Raw genomic sequence first — 17,677 nt, 5'->3', positions numbered from 1 at the left:
GAGTGAGGTTCACGGACGGTGAGGGATCGTTGATATGGGTTTGGCTGACGTTGTAGTTGATCGGCTCACGCAGACCGAGCGACGGGCGCCAGGAGTCGTGCTCCCAATTCGTGGCCGTATCGTTCAAGCTTGGCCACATCTTCCTGCTTCTGGACGAGATTGTTATGTAGACACTGCACACACCGGTCCTCACCCATAAGAACCGCCCAATCGAAAAGGGTCTTGTGCGCTGCGATGGTGAGGTACGAGAACTGAATCAGAGTATCGATCGCAAACTGATCGACCATGTCCGATGAAGGATTCGTGCGCACGAAGGCTTCAAACCTTCCATAGATGCCCTCAACGGTCTCGGACCGCGTCGGGACCAGCGAGGTGCCGATCGCCTCCGCGCAGGCGTTAATGCTTTGTTCCCACCGCACGCAGTCCTGTTGCTCGGTCCGCACGATCTGCCTAAGATCGTTGTCGTTGACCCGGTGAGCCAAGAAGTCGAGCATGCGGAGCCCGGATGTCTCCATCCCACCTAGTATCCCCAGCTCATAGATGAATAGATCGCGCGTTGTATCGATCGCCATGAGCTCCTCCTGATCTCGCCGGCAGGCCGCCAGGGCCTACCCGCCTATAGACCACCGAAACCCTGGCTACCATTTGCAGGGTGGGCGCAGCGAGGTAGGGCGCTGGGCTTGGACGACTCACCTTCGGACCGCCCAAGACCGATGCCGGCATCCGGACCGTCACCATTCCCGACGCGATCCGCCGCGACACCAGGCCGCCTGTAAATGGCGCGAGTCGGTGCCTGCGGCCGGCCTGCCTGGCTTCCACTTCCACGACATGCGGCACACCGGCAACACCCTGGCCTTCCCGCACTGGGGCGAGCTTGGCCGACCTGATGGCCGACCTGATGGCCCGGATGGGCCACGCCTCGACCCGGGCGGCGATGATCTACCAGCACACCGCTCGGGAGCGGGACGAGCACATCGCTGATGCGCTCAGCTCGCAGATCAAGCAGAGCAGCGATCGGGCACGTAGCGGGCACGGCCAGCGCAAGAAGCGGTAGCAACGATCGAGGCCCCAGCCAGGAAACCTGTCCTGAGCTGGGGCCTCACGCTGGAGCGGGTGACGGGAATCGAACCCGCACTGTCAGCTTGGGAATTGGACAAGATCGGGCCGTCGTGCTGGGTAGCCGCTGGCGAGTCCGGTCCTGGACGGCCTGACTTGGCCCGCAGTGGCACCCGCTTGTGGCCCGTGGATGGCCCGGCAGATTCGGCTGCGGCTGAGGCTCAGCGACGGTTACGGGATCGGCGGAGCGCCCAGAACCCGCCGACGGTCGCCGCAGCGGTCGGCAAGAGGCAGCAAAGCGTGAGGACGAACAGATGCCACGGCTTGATAGCGACCATGGCCGAGAGAGGATAGGCACCGCTCCCCCACACCCTTCCCTGCGAGCCTCAGTTTGGAAGAGCGCGCTCAACCGGTCGTGATGCCCGAAAGGCCGGCTCGTGGTGGCCGGCACTCCTACCCCTCGTGCCCGCTTATGACCGCTCGGCGCGATGGCTACTGGCCCGTGGATGGCCCGGCGGCTCCTCTTCCGTGGGCCACTGCTCCGGCAGCTTCGCAGGCGCTGCTTCCAAAGATCAGGGCTGTTGTCGGCCGACGGATCAGATTCGTGGCACAGGGCTGCCGCTGACAGCATCTAGCACCTGCCGGTCGCCGAGCGGCTTGTCAAGCCTCACAGGCACCCATCGCACGTCCGCGTAATCGCCACCCGACCACCACAATGTCGGCTGCCGTGCGACTACGTGCAAGATCACACGATCACTCTGGAAATCAGCGAACGTGCGCACGACCTCAAAGTCGGGATGCATCTCGACGCGCGCGTCGATGACCCTGCGGTCACTCCTTGGGTTGTAGGAGTTTACCGACACCTCAAACTCCATCCCACGACGCATGGCGCTCACCGCGGCGTAGCCGCTGATCAGGAGGACCACAGCAACTGCGACTACGAGAAAGGCCCGTCTCCTCGCCTTGGGGATCCGCTCGCCCGACATGCGCTCTCCGCTCCATCTGCAGGAGATAGGTGACTCAGTCTTGACGCGACGCTTGGTGCAGGCAAGACCGTTGAGGGCAGGAAACTGATCTCCTCGTCGGGCAGTTGTAGACCTTCCTCCCCGGACGGGGACAAGGTGGAGCGACCTACCGGACGTACGACCTTGGCCCCGTCCGGGGAGCCTGGAAGCACGTGTGGTGCCCGGCGAGGTGATCCGCCCCGGCTGATCTCTTAGGAGGGCCGGGGTTCGGGGCGGAGCCCCGAGGTCTTCAAGGTCTTGTGGTCCCTCAGTGTGGCCGGCCGGCCCGGCCGATGCCGGCCGGAGGTCGCCAGCAGGCCGGGGCCGGGCCGGCGCGGCCCGCTTGCGGACCGCCTTGATCCTCAAGAGGTTAATTCGGCAGTTCGCGGTGTAGAGCCCTAGCCAGGGCGGGCGAGACTGCTCGGCAACGGCGTCTCGGAGACGATGGCCGCCAAGGCGTACCGGCTGCTGCGGGCCGTGCTGATGACGGCGGTCAACGAGGACGAGCTGCTGCGCAAGAACCCGTGCCGGATTCCGGGCGCGGATCAGGAGAAGGCGGCCGAGCGACCCGTTCTCACGCTCGCCCAGGTGCTCAAGCTCGCAGAGCTGATGGACGAGCAGTACCGCGCCCTGGTCCTGGTGACCACGTTCGCCTGCCTGCGGTGGGGCGAGGTATCCGCGTTGCAACGGCAGGACGTTGACGCCGACGCCGGGGTGATCCGCGTCCGGCAGACGTTCACAAAGGTGCGCGGCGTCGGGATGGTTCTGGGTCCGCCGAAGTCACGTGCTGGTCGGCGTGCCGTATCGGTGCCGGCGGCCATCCTGCCGGCCCTGCGTGAGCACTTGGCGGCGTTCGTCGACGACAACCCGGAAGCGCTGGTCTTCACGACGCCTTCCGGCCGGCCGATCTGGCGCGGCAACCTGAACAAGGTCATCGGCTGGTCAACCGCGGTCGGCAAGCTCGGCGTTCCGGGTCTGCACTTCCATGATCTGCGGCATACGGGTAACACGATCGCGGCCAGGACCGGTGCGAGCACCCGCGACCTGATGGCCCGGATGGGTCACGACTCGGCGCAAGCGGCCATGATCTACCAGCACGCCACCTCGCAGGCGGATCGGGCCATCGCCCAGGCGGTGAGCGACGCGGTGAAGGCCGAGCGCAAGAAAGCCAAGAAGCCGGCGGCCGGCTCCTCCGCCAAGGGCAAGGGCAAGGGCAAAAAGCGTGGCTAGTGGCCCGTGGATGGCCCGCCGGGCGCTGTTGGCCGCAGCAACATCGAAGGCCCTGGCTGGGACTGTCGTCCTGGCCAGGGCCTTTCGTGTGGAGCGGGTGACGGGAATCGAACCCGCACTGTCAGCTTGGGAAGCTGATGTTCTGCCATTGAACTACACCCGCAGGCGGCACCACTGTACCTGAGGTCACCACCTCCCTGCACCCAGGTACCCCGGGAGCCGGATCACGCGTCGCAACCAGGCCGAAACGATCTTGTAACGGGCGGAGCGGCGGCGAGCAGCAGGAAGTTTCACCACGGCAACATATGGCCGTTCTCAAATCCTTCGATCGGATGTAACGTCTCCCACACGTTTCCGACCCGGCGTGACACACCCCCTGTCACGCCGTTCGAAAGAGGTGGGCCCATGGGACTCCGTCCCAACCTGCTGACCCGGCGTGCCGCCGGAGTCGCATCGACGACCCTCGCGCTGCTGCTCAGCACCGCCGCCGTCGGCGTCGTCCCCGCAGCATCGGCCTTCTCGGCCGCCCCGTCCGGCTCCTGCGTCGAGCCGGCCGACGTCCACTCGGATGCCCGCGTGAAGAAGGGTGGACACGCCAAGCTGGACCCGAACGAGCTGACCGCCAAGCAGGTCCGCGAGCGTGACGCCGACCTGGCCGCGGCGCTGCGTGAGCGGGCCAACTTCCGCGCCGGCGCCGGGGCGACCCCGCTGGCCACGGTGACCATCCCCGTCGTCGTCCACGTCATCCAGCGCGACAGCACCCGGGCCGGCGGCAACATCCCGGACTCCCTGATCACCTCGCAGATCAGCGTGCTCAACCAGGCCTACAGCGGTGCCACCGGCGGCGCCCCCACCGCCTTCAGCTTCCAGCTCGCCAAGATCAACCGGGTGACCAACCCGGCCTGGTACCCGATCGTCCAGGGTTCCTCGGCCGAGCGCTCGATGAAGACCTCGCTGCGCGAGGGCGGCAAGAACACCCTCAACATGTACCTGGGCGAGCTGAGCGACGACCTGCTCGGCTGGGCCACCTTCCCCCAGCGCAAGCTGAACAGCATGGACGGCGTGGTCGTGCTGAGCGAGTCGCTGCCGGGTGGCACCGCGACCAACTACAACCAGGGCGACACCGGCACCCACGAGATCGGCCACTGGCTGAACCTCTACCACACCTTCCAGGGCGGGTGCTCCGGCTCGGGCGACAGCGTCTCCGACACCCCGGCCGAGGCGTCGCCGGCCTTCGAGTGCCCGACCGGTCGGGACACCTGCACCACCGCCGGCCTGGACCCGATCACCAACTTCATGGACTACACCTACGACTCGTGCATGTACCAGTTCACCGCTGGTCAGGCGAGCCGCATGCTGACCGCGTGGAACGCCTACCGCGCGGCCTGACCGTCCCGCACCACGAGCCGGTGCCGGTCCCGTCCTCGGACGGGGCCGGCACCGGCCTTTCGGGGTCAGGCCGCCGGGCGGCGGGTGTCAAAGCCGTGCCGGCCGCGCCGGCCCTCCGGGGCGAGCGGGTCCCGCCGGGCCGGGGCGGTCGCCCTCGGGTCGAGCCAGACCCGCACCTCCGGCCGGCCGCCACCGGGGCGGGCCACCTGGTCGCGCCGGGTCAGCATCGCCACGTCGACGGTGAACTCGAACAGCCGCCAGTCGCCCTGCGGTGCGGCCCGGCCGATCCGGGCCACCCGGGCCACCGTCGCCGGGTCGGTCACCGGGCGGGCCCGGCCGGCCACGTAGGCCTCGTCGTCGCTCTCCTCGGGCGGGAACGAGTGCAGCGCGTAGCGGCCGTCGCGTTCGAGGTCGCGGCGCTTGGGTGAGTCGATGACGAAGCACCAGAGCCCGTCGTCGGTGATGACCGGGGAGACCGGGTGCACCCGCGGGCCGCCGTCGGCGCGGACCGTGGCGAGGTAGCCGAAACCCGGCCCGTACTGCTGCAACAGGAGGCGGATCTCGTCGGCGAGTCGGGGCTCGTCGGCGGCGAATTCGGACCAGGAAGCCATGCGGACATTCTATCGAACACATGTACGAAGATGTAGTCCGACACGCAGGTCACCCGTACCGGTCGCTATGGTGTTCCGATGCTGCTCTCCGACCGCGACCTGGTCTCCGAGATCAAGGCGGGCACGCTCGCGCTGGAGCCCTTCGAGCCCACGCTGGTGCAACCGTCCAGCATCGACGTACGTCTGGACCGGCTGTTCCGGGTCTTCAACAACCATCTCTACACGCACATCGACCCGGCCGTGCAGCAGGACGACCTCACCTCGATGGTGGAGGTGCCCGAGGGCCAGCCGTTCGTGCTGCACCCGGGCGAGTTCGTGCTCGCCTCCACGCTGGAGGTCATCTCGCTGGGCGACCAGCTCGCCGGGCGCCTGGAGGGCAAGAGCTCACTGGGCCGACTCGGCCTGCTCACCCACTCCACGGCCGGCTTCATCGACCCGGGCTTCTCGGGGCACGTCACGCTGGAGCTGTCCAACGTGGCGAACCTGCCGATCACGCTCTGGCCGGGCATGAAGATCGGCCAGCTCTGCATCTTCCGGCTCTCGTCGCCGGCCGAGCATCCGTACGGCTCGGCGGTCTACGGGTCGCGCTACCAGGGGCAGCGGGGGCCGACCCCGAGCCGGTCGTGGCAGAACTGGCGCACCTGGCCGACCCGCTGAGGGACGCCACGAACGGCGCAGGGGCCCCCGCGACGCGGGAGCCCCTGCGGACCGGTCAGCCCGGGCGGCCGTAGCTGTTGATCTGGCCGTCGTCGACGCGTTTCATCGTGATCGGCTTGCCGGACTGGGAGGCGTGCACCACCCAGCCGTCGCCCACGTACATGGCGACGTGGTGCAGGTCGCTGTAGTAGAAGACGAGGTCGCCGGCCCGCAGCTCGCTCCGGCTCACCCGCCTGGTCACGTCGTGCTGCTGCCGGGCGTTGTGCGGCAGCGAGACGCCGGCCTTGGCCCAGGCCGCCATGGTGAGCCCCGAGCAGTCGTAGTGGTCCGGGCCGGCGGCGCCCCAGACGTAGATCTTGCCGATCTGGGCGCAGGCGAACTTGACCGCGACGCCGGCCGGGCCACCGGGGTAGCCGGCGGGGCAGGGCGCGGGGCGCAGCGGACCGCCGCCGCCGTTGCCGTAGACCTTGAGCCGGAGCTTCTGGAGCTTGACGATCTCGGCGTCGATCTGCTTCTTCTTCGCCGCGAGCTGGGCCTCGGTGCGGGCCAGCTCGGTGATCATCTTGTCGAGTGGCTGCTTCTTGGCGGCCAGTTCGTCGCGCAGCTCGGCGACCGCCTGCACCTGCTTCTGCTGACGGCTCGCGAAACGGTCGAGCAGAGCGAGGCCGTCCACCAGTTCACTCGGCGACCGGCTGCCCAGCAGCGCGTTGACGGTGGAGAGGTTGTTGTCGCCCTTGTACGCGTCGGCGGCGAGGCCACCCACCTGACCGAGGGCGGCGTCCACCCGGGCCTCGAGCGGGGCGATCTGCTTGGCGAGCGCGGCGGCCTGCTTCCGCTTGGCGGCGAGCTGCTCGCGGGTGGCGTTGACCTGTTCGATGATCGGTTCGAGCTTGTTCCAGTCCTGGTCGATCTGGCGCTCGATCTCGGCGACCGACGGCTCGGCGTGGGCCGCCGTGGCGCCGCCGGTCAGGACGACGGCGGTGCCGACCAGGGCGGCGAGGGCGGTGGTGCAGCGGGACCAGCGGGAACGCGGCGCAGCCGTGGACCGGTCGACCGACCGGCCGGACGGTGGCCGCGGGGCATGGTGTGCCACCGGGCTTCCGTACTCCTTCTTCCTGCCCGCCTACCGGGTTAGCTGACGGGTTCGGGCGGGAAGGGAGCCGCCCTACCGCAGTGGCTGCGGATTCACCCCAGTTACCTGGGTCCCCGGCTCGCCCGGAGGCGACTCGGCGGTGTCGGACCGTCACCACCCGGGTTGGACGGTGAAACTGGCGGCCGACGATTGACCAGAGTAGAGACGCCCGTTATCGATCCGCAACCCGAGCCGCCGTGACACTCCGTACCCGAAGGATTTTTTCACGTGAGATTACCTATCGGAAAGGTATTGACCCGGGGGGTGCGTGGGGTGAGGGTGAGGACGCAGTGACCCCCATCCCTGTCTGGAGGTTCGATGCACCTCTCACCCCCACCGTCGGGCAGACGGATGCTGCTGGCAGCCGCCGTCGCGGCCGCCACCGCGCTGGTGACGACCGGACCGGTGGCCGCCGAACCGCTCACCGCCCAACCCGCCACCGACCGCCAGGAGCAGTACGCCGCCGCCGCGGCGGAGTACGGCGTGCCGCAGAGCGTCCTGCTCGGCGTCTCGTACCTGGAGTCGCGCTGGGACACCCACCCGGGCCAGCCGAGCACCAGCGGCGGCTACGGCCCGATGCACCTCACCGACGCCCAGCACGTCCTCTCGGCCCCGGCCAGCGGCCACGTCGACGAGGACGAGGACCCGCGGGGCGACGACTCGCGCCCGCTCACCCTCGACCCGGCCATCGCGGCCGCACCGGCCGAGGACGTGCTGCCGCAGGCGTCCCTGCAGACGCTCGACGCCGCCGCGGCGCTCACCGGTCTCGGCGAGGAGACGCTGCGGACCGACCCGGCCGCCAACATCCGGGGCGGGGCGGCGCTGCTCGCCTCGTACCAGAAGGAGCTGGGTGCGCCGGTCGGCGCCGGCACCGACCCGGCGGCCTGGTACGGCGCGGTGGCCCGCTACTCCGGCGCGGACACCGAGGACGCGGCGGCGGCGTTCGCCGACGAGGTCTACGACCAGCTCGGCCTCGGCGCGGCCCGGACCACGGACGACGGCCAGCGGGTGACGCTCGCCGCCACGGCGGTGACGCCGGACCAGTCCGGGCTGCACAGGCTGGGGCTGCGCCGCGCCGAGCGGCCGGACGGCCTGGAGTGCCCGGTGCGGCTCGCCTGCGAGTGGATCCCCGCGCCGTACGCGGAGTACTACATCCCCAAGACGGGCACCTGGGACTACGGCAACCACGACATCGGCAACCGGCCGGCCCAGCAGAAGATCGAGTACATCGTCATCCACGACACCGAGGGCTACTTCCGCCCGAGCGTCGACCTGGTGCAGCGGGCCGACTACCTGGGCTGGCACTACACGCTGCGGTCGGTGGACGGGTACGTGGCCCAGCACATCAAGGCCAAGGACGTCGGGTGGCACGCCGGCAACTGGTACGTCAACGCCAAGTCCATCGGCCTGGAGCACGAGGGCTTCGCCGGGCACGGCACCTGGTACACCGAGGCGATGTACCGGGCCTCCGCCAAGCTGGTCCGGCACCTGGCGCTGAAGTTCCAGATCCCGCTGGACCGGCAGCACATCATCGGCCACGACAACGTCCCCGGCACGGTCGCCGGCAACGTGGCGGGGATGCACTGGGACCCGGGCCCGTACTGGGACTGGTCGCACTACTTCGACCTGATGAAGGCGCCGTTCCGGTCCACCGGGACCGCGCACACCGGGCTGGTCACCATCGACCCCGACTTCGCCACCAACCAGCCGGCCTTCATCGGCTGCAACCGGCAGCCGCCGGGCGTCCCCACTCCGCCGCCGCCGGCCGCCCCTTGTCCGCTGCGCGGCTCGTCCGCGGTGGTCCTGCACACCGCGCCGAGCACGACCGCCCCGCTGGTCAACGACCGCGGTCTGCGGCCGGACGGCACGCCGGACACCATGTACATCTCCGACCACGGCGCCCGCGCCTCGGCCGGTCAGACGTACGCCCTGGCCGACGTGCAGGGTGACTGGACGGCGATCTGGTACCTCGGGCAGAAGGCCTGGTTCCTCAACCCGGCCTCGGCGCCCACCGCCAAGTGGTCGGCGGGCTTCGTGGTGACGCCCAAGCCCGGGAAGACCACCATCCCGGTGTACGGCCGCGCCTACCCGGAGAAGGAGGCCTACCCGGCCACCATCCCCTTCCAGGGCGTCTCCCCGCTCCAGTACACCTTCCCGGCCGGCCAGCGGTACGCGCTCGGCGGCGTGCTGCCGAGCGAGTACTACCGGGCGGTCTCCTTCGACGGCTCCGCCCCGGACGACCGGACCGTGGTCCGCGGCGAGACCCGGTACGTGCAGATCCAGTTCGGCCACCGGATCATGTACGCGAACCTCGACGACGTGCTGATCCTGCCGTCGGCGATCGGCTCGCCGAGCTGACGGTCCCGACGACGAAGGCCCCCGGTCCGCGTGGACCGGGGGCCTTCGTGCTGCTCAGGGAGGGTCAGTAGGGCCTGCGGTAGCCGGCGACCGGCATGTAGGAGACCTTGCTGACCTGGACCGGTTTACCGGTGCGGGGTGCGTGCACCATCAACCCGTTGCCCAGGTAGAGCCCGACATGGTGCAGGTCGCTGTAGAAGAAGACCAGGTCGCCCGGTCGGGCGTCGCTGGACGAGATCTTCCTGCCCTCGTTCCACTGCGCGCCGGTGAAGTGGGTGAGCGAGATGCCCGCCGCCTTGTAGGCGTACTGGGTGAGGCCGGAGCAGTCGAACGAGTTCGGGCCGGTGGCGCCCCAGACGTACGGGTCACCGACCTGGAGGCACGCCGTCTTGATCGCGGTCCGCGCCGCGCTGCTCACCACACCGTCGATGGCCGGGCAGCCCTCCGGACGGATCGAGGTCACCGGCAGCATCGCCGTCAGCCGCTTGATCTCGGAGTCGATCTGCTTCTTCTTCGCCGCCAGCTCGTTGCTCTGCTTGATCTCGGTGGCGATCAGCGCGTCCAGCTTCTGCTTCTGCCGGTTGTACTTGTCCCGCACGGCGAGCACGCCGGCGATCTGCCGGCGCTGGTCGTCGGCGAGCCGGTCGAGGATGACCAACTGCTCGGCGAGCGTGCCGGGCTTGGTGTTCACCAGCAGCGCGCCGAGATCCTGCGACGGGCCCTGGATGTAGTAGCGGGCCGCGATGTCACCGACCTTGTTCATGGCCAGCGCCGACTCCAGTTCGAGCGGCACCATCTTCTTCTCGAGGTCGGCCGACTTCTTCTTGTTGACCTTGAGCTGGGCACGCACCTTGTTGTACTGCTCGATGGTGGGCTCCAACTGCTCCCACTGCTTGTCGATCTGCGCGTCGATCTCGTCCACCGACGGGGCCGCGTGCGCCGGGGCCGTCAACAGTCCGGCGCCGACCGCGACGGCGGCGACCACGGTGAGGAGACGGCGTACCACCCGGTGGAGCCCGGCCGGTCGGCCGGGCGGCTGGCTCGGGGCGTGACGATGAGGGGGCATGGTTGCCACCGGCACGGACTCCTTTGCAACCGACCGCCGGGCGCCTCGCGAGAGGGAAGGTCGAGGCAGACGACCCACAGCGGTCGGTGCCCCACATTAGGGAAGGCACCGGGGTGGAATCAAGGCGACCTTTGGTTCAATCACGTCTGCGCAACCGCTTGCACACCAAGGGTATTCACTCACTTGCCGACGATCGCCGTCAATACGTCGTCGAGTGTCACCACTCCGAGCGGTCGACGCCCGTCGCTCACCAGCACCATGTGCCGGCGCTCGCGACGCATCGAGAGCAGCAGGTCGGCCAGCGTACGGTCGGGCGGCACCACGGCCAGCGGCCGGTAGACCTCGGCGGGCACCGGCGCCCGGCGGGCGGCGCCCGCATAGCCGAGCACGTCCTTCACGTGGACGAAGCCGAGCACCCGGCGGGTGGACCGCTGCACCACCGGAAAGCGGGACCGGCCGGTGCGGGTGGCCAGCACCTCCAGCGACGCCGGTGAGACGTCCTCGGCCACCGTGGTCACCGTCGACCAGGATTGCAGGGCGTCGGCCGCGGTCCGGCTGTGCAGGGCCAGGGCGCCGGTGATCCGGGCGTGCTCCTCGGCGTCCAGCAGCCCCTCGGTACGCGCCTGCGAGACCAGGCCGGCCAGCTCCTCCGCGGTGAACACGGTCTTCACGGCGTCGGTCGCCTCGACCCGCCACAGCCGCAGCACCTGCCGGGCCGACCACTTCATGGCCAGCAGCAGCGGCTTGGTGCCCAGGCAGAAGGCGAGCATGGCCGGGCCGAGCCAGAGCGCGGACGGTTCCGGACCGGCCAGGGTGATGTTCTTCGGCACCATCTCGCCGACGACGGTGTGCAGGAAGACCACCACACCGAGGGCGATCACGAAGGCCACCGGGTGCACCGCCGAGGCGGGCAGGCCGAGCGCCTCGAACGGCGCCTCCAGCAGGTGGGCCAGCGCCGGCTCGGCGATCGCGCCGAGGCCCAGCGAGCAGACCGTGATGCCGAGCTGCGCCCCGGCGATCATCAACGGGATCTGGTTCATCGCGGACAGCGCCCACCGGGCCCGCTTCGAGGTCGCCGCCAGCGGCTCCAGCACCGTCCGGCGCGACGCGATCAGGGCGAACTCGCTGCCCACGAAGAACGCGTTGCCGAGCAGCAGCACCAGGGCGATCAGCAGTTCACTCACCGTCGTCGGGCTCCTCCGGACGGACCACCCGGACCTGCTCGATCCGGTGCCGGTCGACCTCGACCACGGTGAACTCGTACCCGGCCTCCTCGACCGTCTCGCCGGGCACCGGGATGTGCCCGAGCCGGGCCATCAGGAAGCCGGCCAGGGTCTCGTACGGCCCCTCGGGCAGCCGGAAGCCGGTCTGCTCGACCAGCTCGTCCTCGCGGAGCACGCCGTCGACCAGCACGGTGCGCTCGCCGCCCGGCACGGTCAGCTCGACCGGCCCGGCATCGTCGACCGCGGCCGGGTCGAACTCGTCGGCGATCTCCCCGACCAGTTCCTCGACCAGGTCCTCCACGGTCACCACGCCGTCGGTGCCGCCGTACTCGTCGACCACGATGGCCAGGTCGGCGCCGGCGTCCTTGAGCGCGGCCAGCACGCCGTCGAGGTCGAGGCTCTCCGGGACGTACACCGGTTCGCGGGCCACCGCCGCGACCGTGGTGGCGGCCCGGCTGGCCAGCGGCACGCCGAGCGCGTCGGGCACCCCGGCCACGCCGGTGACCAGGTCCAGCGTCTCCTCGTAGACCGGGAACCGGGTCCGGCCGGTCTGCCGGGACAGGTCCAGCAGCTCGGCGACGGTCGCGGTGGCACGCAGCGCGATCACGTCGACCCGGGGCGTCATCGCCTCGGCGGCCCGCTTGTCACCGAAGCGGATGGTGCGGCGCAGCAGCATCGCGGTGTCCGGCGGCAGGGCCCCGGCCCGGGCCGAGATGGCCGCGAGCAGTCCGAGTTCCTCCGGGGACCGCGCGCTGGCCAGCTCCTCCTGCGGCTCCACGCCGAGCCGCCGGACCAGCCGGTTGGCCGAGTCGTTGAGCAGCCGGATGAGCCAGCCGAAGGTGCGGGAGAAGGTGCGCATCGGCCCGGCGGTGCCGAGCGCGGTGGGCATCGGCCGGGCCAGCGCGAGGTTCTTCGGCACCAGCTCGCCGAAGAGCATCGAGATCAGGGTGGCCAGCGCCAGGGCGAGCAGCCCGCTGAACCGTTCGGCCCCGCCGACCGGGCGCAGCAGCGGGGCGAAGAGCCGGGCCAGCGCCGGCTCGGCCAGGTAGCCGGTGAGCAGCGCGGTGATGGTGATGCCGAGCTGGGCGCCGGAGAGCTGGAAGGAGAGCTCGCGCAGCGCCCGGCGTACGGTGGCGGACCGGCCGTCCCCCTCGCCGGCCCGCCGGTCGATCTCCGCCCGGTCGACGGTGACCAGGGCGAACTCGGCCGCGACGAAGAACGCGTTGCCGGCGGTCAGCAGCACGAAGCCGACCAGGGGCAACAGCGTGGTAACCAGCAGGCCGTCGATGAGCGCGATTGTTCCACGGGCCGGCAGCCGGCACGAACCGGCGACCGGCCCGCTGGCGACCCGGACGTAGCGTGGATCGCATGACCGACCTGCTGCTCACCGACGAACTGGTCCTGCTCGCCCACGACGACGCCGGCGTCAACCGGCTCGGCCGGCCGCACCTGGACCACGGTCTCGCCGGGGCGGTCCTGCTGGAGCTGGCCCTGGCCGGCCGGATCGAGGTGATCGAGGGCCGGCTGGCGGTGACCGACCCGGCCCCGACCGGCGTGCCGCTGCTGGATCAGGCGCTCGCCACCGTCGCCGGGGACCGGCCCCGCAAGCCGAAGGACTGGATCGGCAGGCTGGCCAAGGGCCTGCCGGACCGGGTGCTCGACGGGCTGGTCGGTGCCGGGCTGCTGCGTCGCGACTCGGACCGGGTGCTGTGGGTGTTCCCGCGTACCCGCTATCCCTCGCCAACGGGCGCGGAGCCGGCGGTGGAGACGGCGGCCCGGGAGCGGATGGTCGCCGCGCTGGCCGGTGACGGCCCGGTGGACGCCCGGACGGCCGCGCTGCTGACCCTCACCCGGGCGGTCGGCCTGGACCGGAAGCTCTTCCGCGAGCTGCCCGGGGACCGCGTCAAGGCCCGGCTGGCCGAGATCGCCGCGGGCGACTGGGCCTCCGCGGCCACCAGGAAGGCCATCGAGGAGACGCAGGCCGCGGTGCTGGTCGCCACCACCGCCGCCACGGCCGCCATCGCCACCACCACGGTCTCCTGACCGACGACGGCGGCGGCACCCGGGGTGGGTGCCGCCGCCGTCGTTGGTCTCAGCTCATCGTCGGGGTACGCCTCAGCCGGCGACCGCCTCGGTCTCCTTCTCGCCCGCCGGGGCGTCCGGCTTGACCGAGCGGAGCAGCACGCTGGCCACGTCGACGACCTCGACCTGCTCGCCGGCGCCCTTGCCGTTGACCCCGTCGTTGAGCATCGTCGAGCAGAACGGGCAGCCCACCGCGATGGTCTTCGCCCCGGTGGACATGGCCTCCTCGACCCGGTCCACGTTGATCCGCTTGCCGATCTTCTCCTCCATCCACATCCGGGCGCCGCCGGCGCCGCAGCAGAAGGAGCGCTCGCTGTTGCGCGGCATCTCGGTCAGCTCGCCCTGGATGGCGTCGCCGAGCACCTCGCGCGGGGCGGCGAAGACGCGGTTGTGGCGGCCCAGGTAGCAGGGGTCGTGGTAGGTCACGCCACCGTCGACCGGCTGCACCGGGGTGAGCTTGCCGGCGGCCACCAGGTGGGCCAGCAGCTGGGTGTGGTGGACCACCTCGAACTCGCCGCCGAGCTGGCCGTACTCGTTGCCCAGGGTGTTGAAGCAGTGCGGGCAGGTGGCGACGATCTTCCGCTTGCTCTTCTCCCGGCCCTCGAACGCCTCGTTCAGCGTCTCGACGTTCTGCTGGGCGAGCATCTGGAAGACGAACTCGTTGCCGATCCGGCGGGCCGGGTCGCCGGAGCAGGTCTCGCCCTCACCGAGGATGGCGAAGGAGACGCCGGCCTCGTTGAGCAGCGTGGCCACCGCGCGGGTGGTCTTCTTGGCCCGGTCCTCGAACGCGCCGGCACAGCCGACCCAGAACAGGTACTCGAAGTCGTCCACCTCGCCGACCCGCGGCACCTCGAAGCCGAGGCCCTTGGTCCAGTCCTCGCGGGTGTTCTGCGGGGCGCCCCACGGGTTGCCCTTGTTCTCCAGGTTGCGGAGCATGACGCCGGCCTCGGACGGGAAGCTCGACTCGATCAGCACCTGGTAGCGGCGCATGTCGACGATGTGGTCGACGTGCTCGATGTCCACCGGGCACTGCTCGACGCAGGCGCCGCAGGTGGTGCAGGACCACAGCACGTCCGGGTCGATGACACCGCCCTCCTCGGCGGTCCCGACCAGCGGCTTCTCGGCCTCCGCGAGGGCGAGCACGTCGACGTGGGCGAGCTGGGCGGCGGTCGCCTTCTCCTCGCCGGTCAGGTCCTTGCCGCCGCCGGCCAGCAGGTACGGCGCCTTGGCGTACGCGTGGTCGCGCAGGCTCAGCACGAGCAGCTTCGGCGACAGCGGCTTGCCGGTGTTCCAGGCCGGGCACTGCGACTGGCAGCGGCCGCACTCGGTGCAGGTGCTGAAGTCCAGCAGGCCCTTCCAGGTGAACTGCTCGACCTGGGCGACACCGAACTGGTCCTTCTCCGGGTCGGCCTCCTCGAAGTCGAGCGGCTTGCCGTCGCTCATCATCGGCCGCAGCGCGCCCAGGCCGGAGCCGGCCGCCTTCTCGGGCTCGCGCTTGAAGAAGATGTTGGGGAACGCCAGGAACCGGTGCCAGGCGACGCCCATGGTGACGTTCAGCGAGATCACGATGAGCCAGGTCATCGAGATGGCGATCTTGATGAGGGCCGCGACGCTGACGCCGGCCGTCCAGGCCGGGAGCGCGGCGCCGACCGCGTGGCTGAGCGGGGTGGCCCAGACCGGGTACTCGAAGTGATCGGTGGCGACCCTGAAGCCCCGGATCACGAAGCCGAAGATCAGGACCAGCAGCACGACCCACTCGACGAAGTAGCCCTGCCACATCGTCGAGCCGGTGAACCGGGAGCGGCCGCCGGGCCGGGTCGGCCGGTTGCGCAGCCGGATCGCCATCAGCACCAGGATGCCGGCCAGGCCCAGGATCCCGATCCACTCGGTGGCCAGCCCGAAGACCGTCCAGTGCCCGATGATCGGCAGCCCGCCGCCGGGGGTGACCACCTCGAAGTACGCCTCGAGCACCAGCAGCGACAGCACGATGAACCCGACCATCACGAACCAGTGCGCCGCGCCCACCACGCTCCACTTGAGCATGCGGGTGTGGCCGGCGGTCTCCACCAGCATCTTCTTGGTGCGGGCGCCCTTGTCGCCGAACCGCTCCGGGGCGGGTTGGCCGAGCCGGATGACGGCCGTCATCTTCATGACCGCGCGCACCGCAAGCCACACCGCCACCGCCGTGATGGCGGCCGCGAGGATCGTGGTGACGATCTGGACGCTGCCCATCGAGTTGGCCTCCCGGTCTGCTGCTTGTCAGTGCAGCCTACGCGCAAGGTTACCCAGCAGTAACGTGAGTCTTCTCGCACCGGCCACGCCGCCCTGCCGACACCTTAGGGGCAGCGCGCGCCGGGCGCCGGTCAGGGGCGTCCCGGCGTGACGTACGCCCATGGCCGGAGGGCGGCGGAACCGGTCAGCGAGGGACGACCGGGGTCAGCGCCAGCGGGAGAGCAGGATCAGCGAGGAGACCATCGCGCCGAAGCCCACGGCGAGGTTCCAGTAGCCCCACGTCGCGACCGGGTAGGCCTGCTCGGAGAGGTAGTAGACGACCAGCCAGCCGATGCCCACCGCGATCAGCGCGACGGCGGTGATCGGCAGCCAGACCGGGCTAGGCTTGCGCGTCGCCGCCGTCGCCGTCGGACGCACGTCCGTCGGCGGGGTGTACACCTTCTTCTTGCGGACCTGAGACTTGGGCACGACGCTCTCCAGAGGGGGGTACGACCTCGTCCGGCCTGACAACCGGGCGCGGGGGCGACGGTCCATGGCCAATAATGTTCGACAGCTAGCGTAGTCCCGACGGACCGTCCAGGCCACGAATGGGGTCAGGCCGGTGCGAGGAGTGACCGAAAAGGGCGGGACTTTTCGGGTCGAGCAGACCGGTCCGCGCCGTCGCGGGCCGGAACGAGACGACGGGAAAGGGAACGCCCGGTGGAGTACACGTCCGGCGCCGCCTCCTGGCAGAAGGTCCTCCGGCGCGCCGTGGTCGGCCTGCTGCCCCGCCGGCCGCGCCAGCGCCGCCCGGGCTGGTCGATCGGCGTACCCCTGATCGCCGCCGCGGCCGGGCTCCTGTTCACCACGACCGCGACCACCGCCGGCGGCACCTCATTGCGCGAGGACCGGCGTCCCCAGCTCACCCAGTTGATCGAGGACCGGCGCGAGCAGGTCGCGGCCAGCGAGGCGAAGGCCGCCCGGCTGCGCGCCGAGGTCGAGGAGCAGACCGGCGCCCTGGCCGGCGCGGACGGCCCGATCAAGGCGCAGCGGGACCGGGCCGCCGCCACCCGGCAGGCCGCCGGGTTCACCGCGCTCACCGGCAGCGGCATCACCATCGAGCTGAACGACGCGCCCCGGCGTGCCGACCAGAGCCTGCCCAAGGGGGCCAGCAACGACGACCTGGTCGTCCACCAGGGTGACGTCCAGGCGGTCGTGAACGCGCTCTGGGCGGGCGGCGCCGAGGCCATGTCAATCATGAATGTCCGCGTCCTGAGCACCAGCGCGGTACGCTGCGTCGGAAACACCCTGCTGCTGCACGGCCGGGTGTACTCCCCTCCTTTCAAGATCGTGGCAATCGGCGATCCCGCCGCCTTCCAGCGGGAACTCGCCGCGTCTGAGGGAGTCCGGTTGTTCAGGGAAGCCGTCGACCACTACCAGCTCGGCTACTCCGAGACCGTCTCCACGGTCACCGTGCCGGCATTCGAGGACTCGACCGCACTGCAGTCGGCGAAGGTGCCCCGGTGACACCGGACGACCCGCGGGAGCGGGACCGGCGCCATCGCGACCAGAGCGAGGACCCGACCGCATTCCTCCCGAAGGTCGACCGACCGGCGCCCGCGCCGCCCCGCCCCCCGCTCGACCTGCCCTGGCCGGAC

At 70.3% G+C, this 17,677-nt stretch carries 15 protein-coding genes, 1 tRNA gene, 1 pseudogene and 1 riboswitch; of the genes and pseudogenes, 7 read left to right on the top strand and 10 right to left on the bottom strand.

What is annotated here, in order from left to right; genetic code table 11:
* Nucleotides 1–65: 65 nt before the first annotated feature.
* Nucleotides 66–572, bottom strand: coding sequence for a DUF892 family protein (locus ACW0Q9_RS08420; RefSeq protein WP_456179500.1), 507 nt, complete (start codon nt 570–572; stop codon nt 66–68).
* A 110-nt stretch (nt 573–682) separates the two neighbouring features.
* Here ACW0Q9_RS08420 and ACW0Q9_RS08415 point away from each other — a divergent pair.
* Nucleotides 683–1,054: pseudogene (locus ACW0Q9_RS08415) on the top strand (site-specific integrase); the annotation flags it as partial.
* A gap of 598 nt (nt 1,055–1,652) precedes the next feature.
* Here ACW0Q9_RS08415 and ACW0Q9_RS08410 read toward each other — a convergent pair.
* Nucleotides 1,653–2,042: a hypothetical protein gene (locus ACW0Q9_RS08410; protein WP_456179498.1), complete on the bottom strand. Its 390-nt coding sequence runs from the start codon at nt 2,040–2,042 to the stop codon at nt 1,653–1,655.
* A 462-nt stretch (nt 2,043–2,504) separates the two neighbouring features.
* On the opposite strand from ACW0Q9_RS08410, the gene ACW0Q9_RS08405 reads away from it, so the two are divergent.
* On the top strand, nt 2,505–3,290 hold the full coding sequence (locus ACW0Q9_RS08405) for a tyrosine-type recombinase/integrase (RefSeq protein WP_456179496.1): 786 nt from the start codon (nt 2,505–2,507) through the stop codon (nt 3,288–3,290).
* An 89-nt stretch (nt 3,291–3,379) separates the two neighbouring features.
* Here the strand turns inward: ACW0Q9_RS08405 and ACW0Q9_RS08400 are convergent.
* A tRNA-Gly gene (locus ACW0Q9_RS08400) sits at nt 3,380–3,453 on the bottom strand.
* A 242-nt stretch (nt 3,454–3,695) separates the two neighbouring features.
* Here ACW0Q9_RS08400 and ACW0Q9_RS08395 point away from each other — a divergent pair.
* Nucleotides 3,696–4,679 carry a zinc metalloprotease gene (locus ACW0Q9_RS08395; protein WP_456179494.1) on the top strand — a complete coding sequence of 328 codons (984 nt, stop codon included), beginning with the start codon at nt 3,696–3,698 and terminating at the stop codon, nt 4,677–4,679.
* A gap of 65 nt (nt 4,680–4,744) precedes the next feature.
* Here the strand turns inward: ACW0Q9_RS08395 and ACW0Q9_RS08390 are convergent, their stop codons facing one another.
* Nucleotides 4,745–5,290 (bottom strand): pyridoxamine 5'-phosphate oxidase family protein, encoded by a 546-nt coding sequence (locus tag ACW0Q9_RS08390; RefSeq protein WP_456179492.1) that lies wholly within the window; start codon nt 5,288–5,290, stop codon nt 4,745–4,747.
* Nucleotides 5,291–5,368: 78 nt separating this feature from the next.
* On the opposite strand from ACW0Q9_RS08390, the gene dcd reads away from it, so the two are divergent.
* The gene (gene dcd / locus ACW0Q9_RS08385; RefSeq protein ID WP_355666607.1) at nt 5,369–5,947 is read left to right on the top strand and encodes a dCTP deaminase; all 579 of its coding nucleotides are present in this window, start codon (nt 5,369–5,371) and stop codon (nt 5,945–5,947) included.
* Nucleotides 5,948–6,002: 55 nt separating this feature from the next.
* Here the strand turns inward: dcd and ACW0Q9_RS08380 are convergent, their stop codons facing one another.
* Nucleotides 6,003–7,040 (bottom strand): C40 family peptidase, encoded by a 1,038-nt coding sequence (locus tag ACW0Q9_RS08380; RefSeq protein ID WP_456179490.1) that lies wholly within the window; start codon nt 7,038–7,040, stop codon nt 6,003–6,005.
* A 13-nt stretch (nt 7,041–7,053) separates the two neighbouring features.
* Nucleotides 7,054–7,189: riboswitch (cyclic di-AMP (ydaO/yuaA leader) on the bottom strand.
* A gap of 241 nt (nt 7,190–7,430) precedes the next feature.
* On the opposite strand from ACW0Q9_RS08380, the gene ACW0Q9_RS08375 reads away from it, so the two are divergent.
* Nucleotides 7,431–9,437, top strand: coding sequence for an N-acetylmuramoyl-L-alanine amidase (locus tag ACW0Q9_RS08375; protein ID WP_456179489.1), 2,007 nt, complete (start codon nt 7,431–7,433; stop codon nt 9,435–9,437).
* Nucleotides 9,438–9,501: 64 nt separating this feature from the next.
* Here the strand turns inward: ACW0Q9_RS08375 and ACW0Q9_RS08370 are convergent, their stop codons facing one another.
* The 3 genes from ACW0Q9_RS08370 to ACW0Q9_RS08360 all read right to left on the bottom strand — a co-directional run bounded on the left by ACW0Q9_RS08370 (nt 9,502) and on the right by ACW0Q9_RS08360 (nt 12,987).
* Complete coding sequence (locus tag ACW0Q9_RS08370) at nt 9,502–10,518, bottom strand: C40 family peptidase (RefSeq protein WP_456179488.1); 1,017 nt, start codon at nt 10,516–10,518, stop codon at nt 9,502–9,504.
* 164 nt (nt 10,519–10,682) lie between these two features.
* Nucleotides 10,683–11,687, bottom strand: coding sequence for a hemolysin family protein (locus ACW0Q9_RS08365; protein WP_456179486.1), 1,005 nt, complete (start codon nt 11,685–11,687; stop codon nt 10,683–10,685).
* Nucleotides 11,680–12,987, bottom strand: coding sequence for a hemolysin family protein (locus tag ACW0Q9_RS08360; protein ID WP_456179485.1), 1,308 nt, complete (start codon nt 12,985–12,987; stop codon nt 11,680–11,682). Before ACW0Q9_RS08360 ends, ACW0Q9_RS08365 begins: the two co-directional genes overlap by 8 nt.
* Before the next feature lie 107 nt (nt 12,988–13,094).
* Between ACW0Q9_RS08360 and ACW0Q9_RS08355 the strand changes: the two genes are divergently transcribed.
* Entirely contained in the window at nt 13,095–13,769 is a 675-nt protein-coding gene (locus ACW0Q9_RS08355) for a GOLPH3/VPS74 family protein (protein ID WP_456179483.1), read from the top strand.
* A gap of 72 nt (nt 13,770–13,841) precedes the next feature.
* Here ACW0Q9_RS08355 and ACW0Q9_RS08350 read toward each other — a convergent pair whose 3' ends face one another.
* Nucleotides 13,842–16,040 carry a (Fe-S)-binding protein gene (locus ACW0Q9_RS08350; RefSeq protein WP_456179481.1) on the bottom strand — a complete coding sequence of 733 codons (2,199 nt, stop codon included), beginning with the start codon at nt 16,038–16,040 and terminating at the stop codon, nt 13,842–13,844.
* A gap of 204 nt (nt 16,041–16,244) precedes the next feature.
* Entirely contained in the window at nt 16,245–16,508 is a 264-nt protein-coding gene (locus ACW0Q9_RS08345; RefSeq protein WP_456179479.1) for a cell division protein CrgA, read from the bottom strand.
* A gap of 231 nt (nt 16,509–16,739) precedes the next feature.
* Between ACW0Q9_RS08345 and ACW0Q9_RS08340 the strand changes: the two genes are divergently transcribed.
* Nucleotides 16,740–17,546, top strand: a complete 807-nt coding sequence (locus ACW0Q9_RS08340; protein WP_456179477.1) for a DUF881 domain-containing protein — start codon at nt 16,740–16,742, stop codon at nt 17,544–17,546.
* Nucleotides 17,547–17,677: the final 131 nt, after the last annotated feature.

It is taken from the genome of Micromonospora sp. I033, from assembly GCF_053890995.1.
This window is presented reverse-complemented; position numbering and strand designations above follow the sequence as displayed.

Bases quoted from the DNA above. Each gene is read 5' to 3' on its own strand.
- ACW0Q9_RS08375 (WP_456179489.1), top strand. From the start codon at position 7,431: ATGCTGCTGGCAGCCGCCGTCGCGGCCGCCACCGCGCTGGTGACGACC.
- ACW0Q9_RS08395 (WP_456179494.1), top strand. From the start codon at position 3,696: ATGGGACTCCGTCCCAACCTGCTGACCCGGCGTGCCGCCGGAGTCGCA.
- ACW0Q9_RS08410 (WP_456179498.1), bottom strand. From the start codon at position 2,042: ATGTCGGGCGAGCGGATCCCCAAGGCGAGGAGACGGGCCTTTCTCGTA.
- ACW0Q9_RS08405 (WP_456179496.1), top strand. From the start codon at position 2,505: ATGGCCGCCAAGGCGTACCGGCTGCTGCGGGCCGTGCTGATGACGGCG.
- ACW0Q9_RS08350 (WP_456179481.1), bottom strand. From the start codon at position 16,040: ATGGGCAGCGTCCAGATCGTCACCACGATCCTCGCGGCCGCCATCACG.
- dcd (WP_355666607.1), top strand. From the start codon at position 5,369: ATGCTGCTCTCCGACCGCGACCTGGTCTCCGAGATCAAGGCGGGCACG.
- ACW0Q9_RS08355 (WP_456179483.1), top strand. From the start codon at position 13,095: ATGACCGACCTGCTGCTCACCGACGAACTGGTCCTGCTCGCCCACGAC.
- ACW0Q9_RS08390 (WP_456179492.1), bottom strand. From the start codon at position 5,290: ATGGCTTCCTGGTCCGAATTCGCCGCCGACGAGCCCCGACTCGCCGAC.
- ACW0Q9_RS08420 (WP_456179500.1), bottom strand. From the start codon at position 572: ATGGCGATCGATACAACGCGCGATCTATTCATCTATGAGCTGGGGATA.